General features: G+C 39.0%; 17 protein-coding genes. 14 read left to right on the top strand and 3 right to left on the bottom strand.

Translation table 11 applies throughout. The annotated features are described in order from the left end of the window. Positions 1-52: 52 nt before the first annotated feature. From ASE55_RS01790 to ASE55_RS01770, 5 genes are all read left to right on the top strand, one after another. On the top strand, positions 53-886 hold the full coding sequence (locus ASE55_RS01790; protein WP_056214717.1) for an OmpA family protein: 834 nt from the start codon (positions 53-55) through the stop codon (positions 884-886). 393 nt (positions 887-1279) lie between these two features. Further along, positions 1280-1927: an O-methyltransferase gene (locus ASE55_RS01785; RefSeq protein ID WP_056214714.1), complete on the top strand. Its 648-nt coding sequence runs from the start codon at positions 1280-1282 to the stop codon at positions 1925-1927. A 20-nt stretch (positions 1928-1947) separates the two neighbouring features. Continuing rightward, positions 1948-2664, top strand: coding sequence for a C40 family peptidase (locus ASE55_RS01780; RefSeq protein WP_056214711.1), 717 nt, complete (start codon positions 1948-1950; stop codon positions 2662-2664). A gap of 18 nt (positions 2665-2682) precedes the next feature. Next, a complete protein-coding gene (locus tag ASE55_RS01775; protein WP_056214708.1) occupies positions 2683-3150 on the top strand; it encodes a DUF1648 domain-containing protein in 468 nt (155 codons plus the stop codon). Positions 3151-3160: 10 nt separating this feature from the next. Next, entirely contained in the window at positions 3161-4390 is a 1230-nt protein-coding gene (locus ASE55_RS01770) for a 3-deoxy-D-manno-octulosonic acid transferase (RefSeq protein WP_056214707.1), read from the top strand. Here the strand turns inward: ASE55_RS01770 and ASE55_RS01765 are convergent. The 3 genes from ASE55_RS01765 to ASE55_RS01755 are packed head-to-tail and all read right to left on the bottom strand — an operon-like array spanning position 4382 to position 6761. Further along, positions 4382-5008, bottom strand: a complete 627-nt coding sequence (locus ASE55_RS01765) for a hypothetical protein (protein WP_056214705.1) — start codon at positions 5006-5008, stop codon at positions 4382-4384. The two genes, ASE55_RS01770 and ASE55_RS01765, sit on opposite strands and share 9 nt — an antisense overlap. After that, positions 5008-5766 (bottom strand): glycosyltransferase family 2 protein, encoded by a 759-nt coding sequence (locus ASE55_RS01760; protein WP_056214704.1) that lies wholly within the window; start codon positions 5764-5766, stop codon positions 5008-5010. Before ASE55_RS01760 ends, ASE55_RS01765 begins: the two co-directional genes overlap by 1 nt. Before the next feature lie 17 nt (positions 5767-5783). Then, the gene (locus tag ASE55_RS01755) at positions 5784-6761 is read right to left on the bottom strand and encodes an acyltransferase family protein (protein WP_056214702.1); all 978 of its coding nucleotides are present in this window, start codon (positions 6759-6761) and stop codon (positions 5784-5786) included. A gap of 199 nt (positions 6762-6960) precedes the next feature. Between ASE55_RS01755 and ASE55_RS01750 the strand changes: the two genes are divergently transcribed. From ASE55_RS01750 to ASE55_RS01710, 9 genes are all read left to right on the top strand, one after another. Further along, positions 6961-7437: a lipocalin family protein gene (locus ASE55_RS01750; RefSeq protein WP_056214699.1), complete on the top strand. Its 477-nt coding sequence runs from the start codon at positions 6961-6963 to the stop codon at positions 7435-7437. A gap of 187 nt (positions 7438-7624) precedes the next feature. After that, entirely contained in the window at positions 7625-10480 is a 2856-nt protein-coding gene (leuS, locus tag ASE55_RS01745) for a leucine--tRNA ligase (protein WP_056214696.1), read from the top strand. A gap of 238 nt (positions 10481-10718) precedes the next feature. Beyond that, positions 10719-11582 (top strand): MotA/TolQ/ExbB proton channel family protein, encoded by an 864-nt coding sequence (locus ASE55_RS01740; RefSeq protein ID WP_056214693.1) that lies wholly within the window; start codon positions 10719-10721, stop codon positions 11580-11582. A gap of 58 nt (positions 11583-11640) precedes the next feature. Further along, entirely contained in the window at positions 11641-12249 is a 609-nt protein-coding gene (locus tag ASE55_RS01735) for an ExbD/TolR family protein (protein ID WP_056214690.1), read from the top strand. 12 nt (positions 12250-12261) lie between these two features. Next, positions 12262-12837, top strand: coding sequence for an ExbD/TolR family protein (locus tag ASE55_RS01730; protein ID WP_056214687.1), 576 nt, complete (start codon positions 12262-12264; stop codon positions 12835-12837). A gap of 23 nt (positions 12838-12860) precedes the next feature. Beyond that, positions 12861-13703 carry an energy transducer TonB gene (locus tag ASE55_RS01725; protein ID WP_056214684.1) on the top strand — a complete coding sequence of 281 codons (843 nt, stop codon included), beginning with the start codon at positions 12861-12863 and terminating at the stop codon, positions 13701-13703. Positions 13704-13783: 80 nt separating this feature from the next. Then, positions 13784-13981 carry a C4-dicarboxylate ABC transporter gene (locus tag ASE55_RS01720; protein WP_238584967.1) on the top strand — a complete coding sequence of 66 codons (198 nt, stop codon included), beginning with the start codon at positions 13784-13786 and terminating at the stop codon, positions 13979-13981. Continuing rightward, positions 13971-14843: a PstS family phosphate ABC transporter substrate-binding protein gene (locus tag ASE55_RS01715; protein ID WP_056214681.1), complete on the top strand. Its 873-nt coding sequence runs from the start codon at positions 13971-13973 to the stop codon at positions 14841-14843. The genes ASE55_RS01720 and ASE55_RS01715 overlap by 11 nt, the downstream gene beginning before the upstream one ends. An 88-nt stretch (positions 14844-14931) precedes the next feature. Further along, a complete protein-coding gene (locus ASE55_RS01710; RefSeq protein WP_056214787.1) occupies positions 14932-16581 on the top strand; it encodes a tetratricopeptide repeat protein in 1650 nt (549 codons plus the stop codon). Positions 16582-16724: the final 143 nt, after the last annotated feature.

Raw genomic sequence — 16724 nt, 5'->3', positions numbered from 1 at the left:
CATATAATTAAAATGAATTTTTTACCTTTGGACCGTCTAAAAATGATTATTTATGAAAATATTTAAAATCTTAGCAGTATCTGCAATGGTGTTGGGGATGACATCTTGTATCAGCAAAAAGCAGTATGATGCATTAAGCTCGAATTACAAACAGTGTATTGAAAACGTAGGGGAAAGACAGAGAGAAATTCAGGATCTGAAATCTCAGAACTCTGCTTTGGCAAGTGAAAACGGTTTGCTGAAAAGCCAGCATGACGCTTTAAAATCTTCGTTGGATGCCTGCCTTTCAAATACAGGGAAAAGTTCGGCAAACATTGATAAGTTAGTGGGCGAGATCAATTCTTCAAATTCTTATATCAAGCAGCTGATTTCAAGCAATGCGAAAAATGACAGCTTAAACCTGGCTTTATCAAACAAGTTGAAAAGATCTTTGGATAATGTAGCGGACAGCGATGTTCAGGTAAAAGTGCTGAAAGGAGTAGTAATGATTTCACTTTCAGACAAAATGTTATATAAGACAGGAGATTACAATGTATTGCCTGCTGCTCAGGAAGTACTTGGCAAAGTGGCCAAAGTAATCAACGACTATGACAAATATTCAGTACTGATTGAAGGGAATACCGATAATGCCCCTTTAAATTCGTCAAATTTACCGAGAGACAACTGGGATCTTTCTGCTTTAAGAGGAACTTCCGTAGCTAAAGTCCTGCAGACTCAGTTTGGTGTTGACCCGGCAAGAATTACAGCGGGAGGACGTTCTGAATTTAATCCTAAAGCAACCAACATGAGTGTTTCCGGAAGAGCTGAAAACAGAAGGACGGAGATCATCATCATGCCTAAACTGGATGAGTTCATGAAACTGATGGACATCACGCCAAAGAAATAATTAAATCAAAACATTCAATCAAAAAAAACAAATCCCGAATTGCTTCGGGATTTGTTTTTTTTATCAGATAAGTTCTTCTTTTTTAAGTAACAGGATGATTGATCCGTTTAAAAATTGATCCGGATATTTTCAGTTTGACAGTGTCTGGATAAGAATTCGCAGCACCTTGCGGCACTGCGGTTCTCTGATTCTGTGGTTAATTTGTTTTTTTTCTCCTTCATTCATCTTGGTCTTAGTGTTTACCCTGCGTTGCAAAATTAGAATTATTATCATACCAAACTATCCGTATTTCTACGGTATTTTAAGTAAATTTTTCTCTCGTGCTCTCTGTCTTCTGTATTATTCATGCTTTTTGCCTATATTTAAGTAATTTTGAATCACAAAATTTGTATCATGAGCTTTTTTGAAGAAAAAAATCCGGAAATGGACCGGTATCTGGAAACCCACGCTTCTTCGGAACCTGAAATTCTGAAAAAGTTAAGACGGGAAACCTATCAGAAAACCACGCAGCCGCATATGATTTCCGGTTATCAGCAGGGAAGGCTGTTAACGATCATTTCCAGGATGCTCCGCCCGAAAAATATTCTTGAAATCGGGACTTTTACCGGGTATGCTACACTATGCTTAACAGAAGGTCTTTCTGAAGACGGAAAAATCACGACACTGGATGTTAATGAAGACCTGGCACATTTGTCGAGGAAATATTTTGCCGAAAGTAAATATTCTTCGCAGATCGATTTCAGGCTTCAGGATGCCAAAGAATTTTTAAAGGAGACAGAGGAAATTTTTGACTTGGTTTTCATTGATGCAGACAAAGAGAACTATGCAGAATATTTCAGGCTTATAAAACCAAGAACAGCATCCGGATCGGTTATCATGTTCGATAATGTGCTCTGGTACGGGAAAGTGCTGGAAGAAAACCCGAAACAGCGGTCTACGCAGGTGATTAAGGAATTAAATGATTTGATTGCAAAAGATGACGATTTTGAAAATCTTATTTTACCTTTGCGGGACGGAGTAAATTTTCTCCGCAGAAAATAATCATTCAATAATATAACTTGATGGATAAAGGAATTTGTGTGGTTACCGTAGCACCCGTTCGTGCAGAAAGTTCTGACCGGGCGGAAATCGTTACGGAAATACTGTTCGGGGAAAGTGCGGATATTCTGGAAGTCAATAAAAACTGGACCCGGATAAAAATGCATTATGACGGCTATGAAGGGTGGATGGATACCAAACAGTTAAAACCTGTAACCGGGGAGGATCTGGCCAGACGGAAAGTTACGGTTATTACTGAAGATTTTTCTTCCGTTTTAATGCGTGACGGAAAGATGCTGCTGTCAATGGGTTCAGAGGTTGAATTTCCTGCAGTAGCTTCCAGACGGAGCCATGACGTGCGTGAGAGTATTTCCCTTACCGCTAAGGAGTTTTTAAATGTTCCTTACCTGTGGGGCGGAAAAAGTTATTTCGCGGTAGACTGTTCCGGATTTACCCAGCTGGTTTATAAAATTCACGGCGTAAAGCTGCCGAGAGATACTTCCCAGCAGGTAGAAGTGGGGGAGTCACTTACTTTTGTAGAGGAGAGCCGTCCGGGTGACCTGGCGTTTTTCGAAAGTGCAGAAGGAAAGATCATCCATGTAGGCATCATGCTGGACAATCAGAGAATCATCCATGCTTCGGGGAAGGTGAGGATTGATACGCTGGATTCTACAGGGATTTTCAATAAGGAAATGAATAAGCATACCCATAAGCTAAGGGTAATTAAAAATATTTTATAACGTTTTAATTCCTCTGAAATGAAAGATACATTTCTGGTTATTTTTGATGTTTTTAATTTCGGGCTGCTGGTTTTTTTATGGAGGTTTACCATAAAACATTATGCAACCCTGCCGCAGACCATTCCCGTTCATTTTGATTTTGACGGTAAAGCAGACCGTTTCGGCAACAGAAAATACTCTTTTTTACTGCCTGCTCTGCTCACTGTATTTTATTTTATATTCACATGGGTAAGCAGAGATGCCGGTGCTGCCAATTTCCCTGTAGAAATTACCGAAGAAAATAAATATGCACAGTTTCTTATCATGGAAATATTCATAAGGTGGCTGTTTGTTTTAATCGCACTGATTTTCCTGAACAGCCAGGATTATATGTTCAGGTATTCTTTTGATGAAACGGTGAAGCCGAAAGTTCCGTTGGCAATTTCATTTCTCACTGTCATCGGAAGTTTAATTACTGTTTTTATTCTCGTAGGCTTATTTAAATAATATCAGAAGCATGGCATTTTTGTATCACATATTTATTAATCTGCTCATCTTCGGGATGAAGGTTTTTTCTTTATTCAATGATAAAACTAAAAAAGGCGTTGAAGGGAGAAGAGAATCATTGCAGAAAGTAAAATCAGCTTTTTCAGGAACGGACCGGGTGATCTGGATGCATGCAGCCAGCCTGGGGGAATATGAGCAGGGACTTCCTGTTCTGGAGCAGCTGAAAGAAAAATTTCCTGACCGTAAAATCCTGGTTACTTTCTTCTCGCCGTCAGGGTACGAAAATGTTGTTAAAAAGAAGCATATTGCAGATGTTGTCTGTTACCTGCCATTTGACAAAAAATCTCATGTAAAGAATTTTGTATCACAGTTTTCCGTTGAACTGTTTTTTACGGTGAAATACGAGTATTGGTATCATCTGCTTCAGGAACTTAAAAATCAGGGAGCAAAAACGTATGTGATCTCGGCTCTTTTTTATGACGGACAGTCTTTTTTTACCTCTTACGGAAAATGGTTTGTACAGCAGCTGCAGAAAAATATCGACTGGTTTTTCCATCAGACGGATATGTCTTTTGCTCTGGCAAGAAGCATTGGCCTGATGCAGGCTTCCGTAACGGGAGATACAAGGTTTGACCGCGTAAAACAGCTGAGGGAACGGGATAACCACGTTCCTTTTATCACAGATTTTATCGGGAATGACAAGGCTGTGGTTTTTGGCAGTTCCTGGCAGGCGGAAGAGAAAATTGCAGAGGAAGTTTTACTCTCCAGTCCTTATGTAAAGCTGATTATTGCGCCGCATGACCTGAAACGGGTTCAGCACTTAAAACAGGTTTTTCCTGAAGCGGTTCTATACAGTGAAATTACCGGGCCGGATGAACAGTTCACATCGAGGGTTTTAATTATAGACAGCATTGGTTTACTCTCCAAATTATATTCTTATGCAGACATTGCCGTTGTAGGCGGAGGTTTCCATGATGCAGGACTGCACAATATTCTTGAAGCAGCCACTTTTGGCGTTCCGGTGATTTTCGGGAACCATTACAGAAAAAATCCGGAGGCAGATGAACTGATTTCTGTGGACGGAGGGAAACCTTTTGAAAATGCAGGCCTTGCTGCTGATTTTGTGATCTTCCTGATCAATAATGAAGAAATGCTTCAGGTTATGTCTGCCAAAGCTGAAAAGTTCGTCAGCGAAAAACCGGACTCAACAGAGTTGATCATCAGGAAAATGCTATCGTAAGAAGCCCTGGCTTTTTATATCTTTAATAATAAGGTCAAAATGATCAGGAATATTTTCAGTCCTGAGCCAGTTGAAATCTATTTCATTGTTGATAAAAAGCTTCGATAAATAGTGGTTTTTTAATACCTTTTCTTTCAGGTTTTCCAGCTGCTCATCAAATTCCATCCAGTAATCCTCATCCAGTTTTTTAATCAGAAGCAATGACCTTACTGTTTTATTGATGAGGTAAAGATAAAGCTTATACACATTGTCAAACCGCTGCCGGCTGAGATCTTCATTATGCAGTAAGATGGCATCAACCAACAGTAAATTAAGAGATACGTCCCCGAATTTATCAGTGGTTATTTTGACGTGTTCCGTAATTTCCCCGCTTATTTTCCGGATGATGGTCAGGAAATATTTAGGATTGCCGATGTATTTCGAGGCCAGCTGCACTTTCTCCTGAATATGCTCTTCCATCGCACTTCTCTTATCATCAGTCGTTTCAGGATCAATCAGTTCAAAATAGAGCTTTTTAGACAACAGCGGATCCTTCTTTAACAGCCTGAAGATAAGGCGGTCTTTCTCTATGCCAGAAAATGCACTCAATGCAGCTTTAAACTCTTTAGAATACTCCATCAGTTAAAAATTTTAGAATATTTTAGAAACCCGTTCAGGGCCCAGTTCGCGGTGTAATATAACGACGTAAAAGTAGAAAATCCCATAAAATCTTTATACACAAGATACTGATCTTTGATGATGTTTTTCTTTTTCCTGGAGACGCTGTTCTCACGCATCCTGTATTTGGCCATGGTTTTCTGTACAGGATGTCCTTCCGGGATTTCTTTCAGTAAATTCAGCCACATCACATGGTCTTCACGCTTGCTTTTTACCGGAAAGAAAAATTTCCCGACCCTTTTCGAATCATAAACGGTTGAAACCGGGGCCAGCCTGCAGGTTTTAAGCAGATTGGAAAAAGTAACGGTTTTATCCGCCAGGAAATCCTTTAAAATAGGTTCCATAGTATGCTCGTCACATCTGGAATAATTGCAGTATGCCAGCTCAGCATTATTTTCCTTCATATAAGCCGTCATCGTTTCCAGATATTCCGGATACCAGTAGTCATCAGAATCAAGGAAAGCGATATACCTTCCCTGCGCTCTTTCAAGGCTTTTATTTCTGGCATTTCCGGCGCCTCCGTTCTGCTCCAGTACCTGTAACTTAATTCTGGGGTCATTGTATTTCAGTAAAATTTCTACAGTCTGGTCACTGGAAAGATCATCTGTAATCAGCCACTCCCAGTTTTCATAGGTTTGGTTTAGTACGGACTGTATTGTTTCCTCAATAAATTCTGCGGAATTGTATGACGGTGTGATGATGGATACCAGGTCTTTCATTCGTGTTTTGCAATTAATTATAAAAATTTTTTCTCATACAGGTGCCATGAACTGATACCGACCGCAATAACCACGAGCATGCAGACGAATGCCATGACAAACGGATTGTAGTCTTTAAAAAATCCCAGTGTGGTAAAAACCCGGATGATAGGGAAGTGAAAAATATAAATCCCGTAGGTAAAGTCTCCGTATTTTCCGAAATTGTTCAGGAATTTGAGGGAATAAGCAATATAAAGAACAATGATACCGATCATCATCGGAGAGAAAAGTTTAATATCGAAAATCAGATCAATCCAGACCGTAACCACTGCAATAATGAACAGGATATTTTTATGTTTGATAAACTTGTCAAAATTAAAATAGATGAGCATTCCGGGGATGAAATAACACAATACTCCGGGAATCTGCTTGGACAGTGAAATTTTATCCAGGGATTCAAAATAATTAAGATAAACCAGCGACAGGAAATAAATAACCATTAAACTGACATTCCTGTATTTATTGTTTTTGCCAAAAAACAGGAACAACAGCGGAACGGAAAAGTAATAGCACATTTCTACCTTAAGGGTCCAGAGTGCACCGTTAACCGCCTGGTTGCCGAAAACGCCTGGAAGCCAGGGTGCCTGAAAATTTAAAAATACAGAATTCCAGAACAGGTATTTATAAACCTGCGTATTGCTGAAATATTCTTTAAAAGGAAGTGTGCTGACAAAGCTTAACAAAATAGCACATAAAAAAACAACCAGCAGATAGGCCGGGACAATTCTTTTGATCCTCTTTTTCAAATAGCTTTTTAAACTTGAAGACCGGTCATAGCTTCTGGCAATAAGGAATCCGCTGACAATAAAAAAGCCGAAAACGGCAAGTTCTACAGGACTTTTTTCGAAAATTTTGAGTTCTTCAGAGGCACTGAGTGCTCCCAGGTGTCCTACAAAAACGATAAAAGCGAGGAGAACACGTAAGAAGTCAAAGTTGTTTTTCGTAATGTCTTGCATTTGCATTGTTTTGTGCAAAAATAGTTTTTTTTAAAGAATACAGGTTTATTCCTGTATTCATAATTTATTAAATAGAGGTAATATTGTACGCCTTCAACGTTATATTTTTGAAAATAAAGGGCTTTGTTATAAATTTTTGATAAAAAATTATTAAATACATCAAAAAAATTATAATTTTAGGGCTTCAAAAATTTGATACATGAAGAAATTAGCATTACTGTTTGCAGGCTTATCATTATTCGTTGCTACCGGATGTGATAACGATGACAATGATAATACCATAGAATATCCTATTGTCGGGACATGGCAGCCTATAAAGAAAGTCGTTACAATTGTTCCTATAGGAGGTACGCCTGTTTCTGATGGTATTTCTTATGACACCACATGCCAGAAAACATCACGATGGGTATTTAAAGAAGGTTCAGCCGGGAAAAGGACAGACAACGGAGACAGTGCAATACCGGGGACGTGTGAACCTAATTTCGACAGAAACTTTACCTATACTTATGACAGAGACAGTAAGGCGATCCAGGTTAAATACCAGGGAATTGTAGAGCCGGGCAAAGGAAAAGTAACATTGCTTAATGACACCACTTTAAATGTCTCTTTTGAAGATACAACAGATCCTACGGAATTTCATTCTGAGACCTTTACATTGAAAAGAATACCTCAGTAAGATCAGGTTATTTATAAACAATATACAATCTCATCTCCGGATGGGATTTTTTTGTTTTATCATATTTAATCCAAAATTAAATTTCCATTTCTTTTAAAATCATTATTTTTGTGAATCCTGATTTTTGGAGTTAAAGAAATTTTAAGTCCGATATCTAATTCTAACATCTAATATCTAAATATAAAAAGTGTTTTACGATCATCAGCAGATAGAAAAAAAGTGGCAGAAATATTGGGAGGATAACCAGACCTATAAAACTTCCGATAAGACAGACAAACCTAAATTTTATGTTCTTGATATGTTCCCGTATCCATCCGGGGCGGGCCTCCACGTAGGTCATCCGCTTGGATATATTGCCTCTGATATTTATGCGAGGTATAAAAGACATCAGGGGTTCAATGTTCTTCATCCGGTAGGGTATGACAGCTTCGGGCTTCCTGCTGAGCAGTATGCAATCCAGACCGGGCAGCATCCTGCCGTTACCACGGAACAGAATATTACGAGATACGAAGAGCAGCTGAGAAAGATCGGTTTTTCTTTCGACTGGAGCAGGGAACTGAGAACTTCAGATGCTTCCTATTATAAATGGACACAGTGGATCTTCATTGAACTTTTCCATTCATGGTATAATAAAGATACCGATAGGGCAGAACCGATATCAACCCTGATCAGTCATTTTGAATTAAAAGGAACGGAAGGATTACATGCCAATCAGAATGAAGAACTTCATTTTAAGGCAGAAGAATGGAATGCCGCTTGTGAAATTGATAAAGAAGATATCTTATTGAATTACCGTCTGGCCTACAGAGCGGAAACAACTGTAAACTGGTGCCCTGCTTTGGGAACCGTACTGGCCAACGATGAGGTGAAAGACGGAAAATCCGAGAGAGGAGGTTTCCCGGTTTTCCAGAAAAAAATGATGCAGTGGAGCATGAGGATTTCCGCTTATTCAGAAAGATTGTTACAGGGCCTTAAAACATTGGACTGGCCTCAGCCTTTAAAAGATTCCCAGGAATACTGGATCGGGAAATCCCAGGGCGCGCAGGTGAGGTTTGAGATTGAAGGACTGGAATCAACAAAAGACAATGAAAACACCTCCGAGCCGACATCTGTTAATTATATAGAAGTATTTACCACAAGGCCCGATACTATTTTCGGTGCCACTTTTATGGTGCTGGCCCCGGAACATCCTTTAGTGGAAACCATTACCACGGCAGAACAGAAAGCTGAGGTAGATGAGTATATTGAAGAAACTTCCAAAAAAACGGAAAGGGACAGGATGTCTGACGTGAAAAACGTTTCAGGTGCCTTTATCGGAGCTTATGCTACCAATCCGTTCAGCAATAAAAGCATGCCGGTTTATATTTCGGATTATGTTTTAATGGGCTACGGAACAGGAGCTGTAATGGCCGTTCCCGCACATGATGAGCGTGATCACAGATTTGCAAAGAAATTCAATCTGGAGATCAGAAAAGTGGTTGAAACGGATGAAGACATTCAGGAAAAATCCTTTGATTCCAAAACGAGTACCTGCGTCAATTCTGATTTTCTGAACGGACTGAGCTATGAAGAAGCAAAATTGATGATCATTGCTACCATTGAGAAAAAAGGAATCGGTCAGGGAACCACGAATTACAGACAGCGTGACGCTATTTTCTCAAGACAGCGGTATTGGGGCGAGCCCGTTCCTGTTTATTATAAAGATGGGATGCCGTATACTTTGCCGGCTTCAGCATTGCCGCTGGAACTTCCGGAAGTTGAAAAATACTTACCGACAGAAGACGGAGATCCGCCGTTGGGAAATGCAAAATCGTTTGCCTGGGATGAAGCAAACCGCAAAGTAGTCGACACCGATTTGATTGACGGAAAAACAGTGTTCCCGTTAGAGTTGTCTACCATGCCCGGATGGGCAGGAAGCTCATGGTATTTCCTGAGGTATATGGATTCCCATAATGACAATGTTTTTGTTAAAAAAGAAACAGCTGATTACTGGGGACAGGTAGATTTATACATCGGGGGAAGTGAACATGCCACCGGCCATCTATTGTATTCCCGTTTCTGGAATATGTTCTTAAAAGACAGGGAATATATAAATAATGATGAGCCTTTCCAGAAACTGATCAATCAGGGGATGATTTTGGGGATGAGTGCTTTTGTATACAGAGTTGCCGGAACAAGTCAATATGTATCCAAAAATTTAGCAAAAGATTACGAGACCCAACAAATCCACGTTGATGTATCTTTATTAAAAGGAACATCCGATGAATTAGACACGGAAGCTTTCAAAGCCTGGAGACCGGATTATGCAGAGGCAGAATTTATTCTGGAAGACGGAAAATACATTACAGGCCGTGAAGTGGAAAAAATGTCCAAGTCAAAATACAATGTAGTCAATCCTGATGATATCTGTGAAGAGTACGGAGCAGACGGTTTGAGGCTGTATGAAATGTTCCTTGGTCCGTTGGAGCAATCTAAGCCATGGAATACACAGGGACTAAGCGGAGTGTACGGATTTCTGAAGAAATTCTGGAACTTATACTTTAATGGCGAAGTTTTTGAAGTGTCAGAGGCGGAACCGACGAAAGCGGAATATAAAGTATTGCACACCCTAATAAAGAAGGTAGTGTATGATATCGAAAACTTTTCTTTCAATACCTCCGTATCGTCATTTATGATTGCTGTGAACGAACTGCAAAAAATAAAATGCAGCAAACGCAATATTTTAGAACCTTTAGCCGTTATCATTTCGCCGTATGCTCCGCACATCTGTGAAGAGCTGTGGAGTTTATTAGGCCATAAGGAATCTATCGAGTTTGAAAAGTTTCCGGTTTTGAACGAAGACTATCTGGTAGAAGATGAAATAGAGTATCCGGTAAGCATAAACGGCAAAACAAAGTTCAAGTTGTCGCTTCCGGCACAGTTTTCGGCTAAAGAAGTGGAAGAAATAGTGCTTAAAGATGAAAAAATCCTGCAGATTCTGGAGGGTAAAGCACCGAAAAAAATCATTGTAGTGCCTCACAGAATTGTGAATATCGTAATTTAAAAGAAAGTTAACATTGGGGATTTAAGAAAAATAAGTGTGAATTTTTTTTGAATTTTTAACATAAACACCCAAATTAGGGAATATTACCAATAAAAGTTAAAATAATTATAATATCGAAAGCGTATTAAAATTTCATTGTCAAAAAAAAATAAAATGTTATTTGAGACTATTGTATTTTAATTATTTTTGCCTTTAATTTACATTTGTAAAATTTTAAAACAATATAATTTAGTTAAATATGGAAATGAATGTTTCAAAAAATGATGAGCAATTAGTTGCTAGAAAGGCGGGAGGTTTAAATCCAGCTGTTATTATTCCTATCATCTTAGCTATAGGAATTTGTATTTATTTATTCGTCTTGGGGAGCCCGGGGAACTTTAAAGATGCTGACAAATTAGGTGCGGCGTCTGTAGCTTTCTCCGATGTTGAAGGAAAAGACATTCACCCGGATTCGTTCTTGGGAATTATCTACAAAGGAGGGGTAATTGTACCGATCCTGATCACTTTCATGCTTACGGTAGTGGTTTTCTCTTTTGAAAGATATTTCGTGCTTAGCAAAGCTGCCGGAAAAGGTAACTTAGACAACTTCGTTGTACAGGTAAGAAGCTTGCTTAACCAGAACAAAGTTGATGAAGCTTTAGAAGAGTGCGACAGACAGCAGGGTTCTGTTGGTAATGTAGTGAAAGAAGGTCTTACGACTTACAAAGCTTTGTCTCATGACACAACATTAAACAAAGAGCAGAAAATGGTAGCGCTTAACAAAGCAATCGAAGAAGCTACAACACTTGAGATGCCAATGCTTGAGAAAAATATGATGATCCTTTCTACACTAGGTACTGTTGCTACCCTAATTGCACTACTTGGAACGGTAATCGGGATGATCAAGGCATTCTTTGCATTAGGTTCAGGAGGAGGTACTCCGGATGCAGCTGCACTTTCTACCGGTATTTCTGAGGCCTTGATCAACACGGCGTTAGGTATTGGTACTTCAGCAATCGCGATCATGCTTTACAACTACTTTACTTCTAAAATTGACGGATTGACTTATAAGATCGACGAGATCGCAATGAGCATCCAGCAGTCTTTCGCTGAATTCAACTAAGAATCAGCAGGGAATTTGTATTAAGTAACAGAAGTTTAATTAAAAATTATTAATAATAATGGCGAGAGTCAAACCAAAAAGACATGGAGTAGTTACGGATATGACGGCGATGTGTGACGTTGCATTCCTACTGCTTACATTCTTTATCTTGACCACTCAGTTTAAAAAACCTGACGTGGAGCAGATCAAACCGCCATCTTCAATATCAGAGAAGTTACTTCCTGATGCCAGCTTGATGACCATCAACGCTACTCCGGACGGAAAATTTTATTTCCAGCCGGTAGAAAATGCATCAGAGAGAGTACAGCTTTTGGAAAATATGGGTAAAAAGTACGGGGTTACTTTTGACAATAACGAAAAAGTTGCATTTCAGAAAGTACAGGCTATTGGGGTTCCTATGAACCAGCTCAAGAGCTATCTTGATTTGCCAGATGACGAGCAGAAGAATTTCAAGAGTCCTACAGGGATTCCTATGGATAGTACAAATAAGCAATTAGTGGATTGGGTAAAAGAAAGTTTAAGCGTGAATCCTGAATATAAGTTAGCGATTAAGGGTGACGTTACTACTGAATATCCAAAAGTTAAAAGCCTGTTTGAGGGTTTAAGAGATATTGATTTTCTTAAATTTTGGTTGATTACATCACAAGAAGGTAAACCTAATGAATAATATCATTTAGAAATGGCAGAAGTACAAGTACAGGAAAAGGGCGCCAAAGGCGGGAAGGTACGTTCCAAGAAACAGAGTACCAGAGTCGATATGACTCCGATGGTGGACTTGGGTTTTCTATTGATTACCTTCTTTATGTTCACAACTACATTCTCTAAACCGAATGTGATGGATTTGGGTCTTCCGGCTAAACCGAAAGATGATAAAATAAAACCACCTCCAACGGAAATTAAACTTTCAAACTCTATCTCTTTGTTGTTAGGGAAAGACAATAAGATTTTCTGGCACCAGCAGGACAATACGTCTTTAACGGACCAGACGCTTAATGAAACTTCTTTCGACAGAGAAGGAATCAGAAAGGTTATTGAGCAGGCAAAAGCAAATGCGGCAGATAGAACCAAATTTACGGTGATTATCAAACCGACTGACGATGCTGTATATAAAAACTTTGTTGATATTCTTGATGAAATGGCCATTACAAAGAGTGAGCAGTACGGAGTTACTGATCTCAAGCCTTGGGAAAAAGCCATTTATGATAGAAAAGTAGGTAACTCCGGAGCAGCTGCTGCAGCGCCGGCAACAAAGTAAATTAACCATAAAATTGTAAATCTATGGCAAACGAAAATGCGTACGATTCTAATCTTACTTTAGATGAGATTGTATTTGAAAATAGAAACAAAGAATATGGTGCATACGATTTAAGAAATCAGTACCCTAGGCTTCTGACAAAATCTTTTATTGTTGGGACAGCATTATTCCTTGTTGCGGCTTTGTCTCCTTTTATTTATCTTACAATCAAGAGACTTACTGAACCACCTCCACAAGAGGTTAAGGCAGATTTAGTAGAGATTCTTCAGGAAGATAGAATTATCGAGCAGCCGAAAGAAGAAGAACCACCTCCACCACCTCCACCAAAAGAGGAGGAGAAAATTGAGGTGATCCAGAACGTAGTTCCGGAGCCTGTAAAAGCTCCTAAAATTGAAACGCCGCCACCTCCGATTTCCAAGCAGTTGGAAACACAGACAGGTCTGGTAGCACAGGAAGGGGTAAAAGCTCCGGCTTATACACCACCGCCGCCACCGCCATCTACCGGTACCAGAACTTCAACAGCAGAAGTTAAGCCACAGGTAAATGAAAACCAGGTATATACCGAGGTTGAGCAGACTGCGGAATTCCCTGGAGGTATTAATGCCTTCAGAAATAAAGTTTCAAGTAACTTTGACGGTTCTGCGATGAACGGAGACGAAGGTACCGTGAAAACTGAAATCACTTTCGTAGTAGAAAGAGACGGAAGTATTACAGACGTTAAGGCTTCCGGAGGAAATTCAGATTTTAATTCTGAAGCGATCAGGACAATCAAATCTATTAAAAACAAATGGACGCCTGCTAAAATCAACGGGCAGTCTGTACGTTACAGATTCAGATTACCTCTGACTATGAACTTTGAAGGTTAATTATAATAAATTATCTTTAAATAATATTAAAAAAGGGAAGCATATGCTTCCCTTTTTATTTTTTTTGGTATTTTTGCTATATGATGTTCAATTGGTTATCCCTGATTACGGGATTGTTTTATATTGTTCTGGGAGTTGTAGTGATGCTTTATAAGTTCTTCTTTACAGTTCTGGAACCGGGTATCGCATACGCACTGGGTGTTTTGCTTATCCTTTACGGACTTTTTAGAATTTACAGGGCAGTAACAAGAATAAAAAACTCGGGAGATGAAAAATAGTGCTAAAATTATCATGCTGTTTTTCCTCAGTATTATAGCAACAGCCTGTAAAAAAGAAGAAAAATCACCGTCTTACCATAAAGGGGAAATGACGATTCTTACCGATGAATCCTTTAAAAGTGTTACCGAAGCTTTGGCAGAAGGATATATGATCAATTATCCCGAAACCAAAATTAAAGTAGTAACCAAAAAGGAAGATTTAGGCTTTCTGGATTTGCTTAAAGATAAGGCAAAGATCATCGTAATGTCCAGAGATCTGTCAGCAGAAGAAATAAAGTCATACGAAGAACAGGTAGACCTGAAATTCCTGCCTGCGAAATTTGCGGCAGATGCCGTTATTTTTGTTGTTCCTAAAGATTCACCAAGAGAAAGTATTTCCATAGAAGAAATAACACAGGGAATGCAGTCTGATGATAAAGCTTTTATTTTTGACGGAGCCAATTCCAGCAATCTGAATTTTATAGCCCAAAAGCTTAAAAAACAGCCCAAGGAGTTGAAGTTTTCCATTATTCCCGGAAGTAAGAATGTCATTGAAGATCTTAATAAATATCCCGGTAAAATAGGTGTTATCGGCCTTAATACATTCAGCCGCCCCTATGACAAAGAGTCTGAAAAGCTGAAAAGTATGGTTAAGATTCTGCCTGTTGAATACAAAGGCAAACAGTATACAGCAGATGCCGGAAACCTGCGAACGATGAATTATCCTTTCACAAGAGTTCTGTACTTTTTAACTAATGAGGGAAATTTTAATCTAGCTAATGGGTTCATCAGGTATTCATGTACGCAGCTGGGACAGATGATTGTGGAAAAAGAAGGTTTGCAGCCTTACAATATCTACAGAAGAGAAGTCCAAATGCGTTAAAAAGTATTAAAGTGTATCTGTAACCCAGATAAATATATTATTTTGGTCTGGAAATTGTGGACATATAATGTCAATTATAAATAAAAAAATGAAAGATATAATGAATATGAATGTAAAAAAGATTGCTTTTGGAGCAGCTGTGGTGTTTTTTACCAACTTTGCTTTTGCACAGACGGTACAGGATGGAATTAACAGTATGGATAGCGACAAGTATGCCCAGGCAAAAACTAATTTTACGAACATGATTGCTTCAGCACCAACTGCTGAGAATTATTTTTACTTAGGAAATACTTACTTAAAGCAGGGTGAGCCTGATTTTGCGGCAGCAACCGACAGCTTTAATAAAGGTATTGCTGCAGACAGCAAAAGTTATTTAAATAAAATTGGTTTAGCAACGGTTAAACTTGGAAAAGGTGATAAGAATGCAATTGCTGAAATTCAGAAGATTGTAAGTGATTCAAGAGAGAAAGATGCAGAAGTATTGTTCAGGGCTGCTGAAGCTTTGACATTATTTGAAAAGAACAACTCTCCTGATCTTGCCATTCAGTTTCTGAATAAAGCCATCGAAAGAGCTCAGAGAAAAGAAGTTCCTGCATATTACTACTATACACTGGGTGATGCATACAGATTAAAGAGAATGCCAGGAGACGCTATGACTGCGTATGACAAGGCACTTCCTTTAGCGAAGAATAAAGCTTCCGTATATACAAGAATCGGGACATTATGGATGGCAGCACAACAATGGCAGCAGGCTAAAACAAGCATAGACAAAGCAATTGCTACTGATCCGACGTATGCACCGGCTTATAAGGCCTTGGCAGCATATGATATCAGATACCAGCAGAATGCAAAAGCGACTCAGGATTTGATCAATTACACGAAATATGCTGATGAAGATCCTTACACTCAATTAGAGATTGCCAAGCTTTATTTTACCAATGAAGATTATGCAAACTCTAAGCAGGTGTTAGATAAAATCTTTGATAAGATCAATGATCCTATTAAATTTAAGTTAAGAGCTTATCAGTTGTATGCGGACGGAAACTATGCAGAAGCAAAGCAAAACCTTGATAATTTCATTTCACAGGCAGAAAAATCAAGAGTTCAGCCTGCCGATCAGGGATTACAGGGGCTAATTGCTGCCGGTCTGGCAAAAACAGAAAAGGATGCAGCTAAAAAAACTGCTTTAATGACTGAAGCACAGCAGAAAGTAGGAATTGCAAAAGCAGCAAAAGACGAAACCCTGAAGTGGGATATGGAATTGGTGAAAATTGCAGGAGGCGGAGCTTCTCAGTCTGATGTAGATGCCGGGCCTACAAACCCGACAATTGAAGGTCTGAAACAGAAGGTAGCAGCCAATGCTCAGGATTCAGATTCACTGTTTAAGCTGGCAACTGCATATCAGGACGCAAAAAACTGGAACGGGGCTATTATGACATGGCAGAAGATGAATGCGCTTCTTCCTGACTGGGCTCCCGGATATTACAGCTTAGGATATTCTTATCAGCAGGCAGCTAACAATGATGCCGCTAAAATGGCTTATGAAAAGTATATCAGCACGGTAAAACCTGCAGAAGTTGAGGCCAACAAGCAGACATTAGCGTATGCTTATTTTGCAGTAGCTTATCTGTCTAAAGATTCTGATCAGGCAAAAGCCAAAGAATATGTAGCAAAATCAGTACAGTTGGATCCTACGTATCAGGATGCCGTAAAACTGAACGCTGAGATTAATAAATAATTTTAGTCTTATTATAATATTGACTTCCCAAACATTAAGTTTGGGAAGTTTTTGTTTAAATCTTATCTTTGAAAATATGAAACGCCGGAAATTAATGAATCTTAAAATAAAGGAATTAACTGGGCGTTCCATTTGACCAATTA

Source organism: Chryseobacterium sp. Leaf201, from assembly GCF_001421435.1.
Taxonomy (GTDB): Bacteria; Bacteroidota; Bacteroidia; order Flavobacteriales; family Weeksellaceae; genus Chryseobacterium.
The sequence above is the reverse complement of the archived record's forward strand: the minus strand, read 5'-3'. Positions and strand labels throughout refer to the sequence as shown.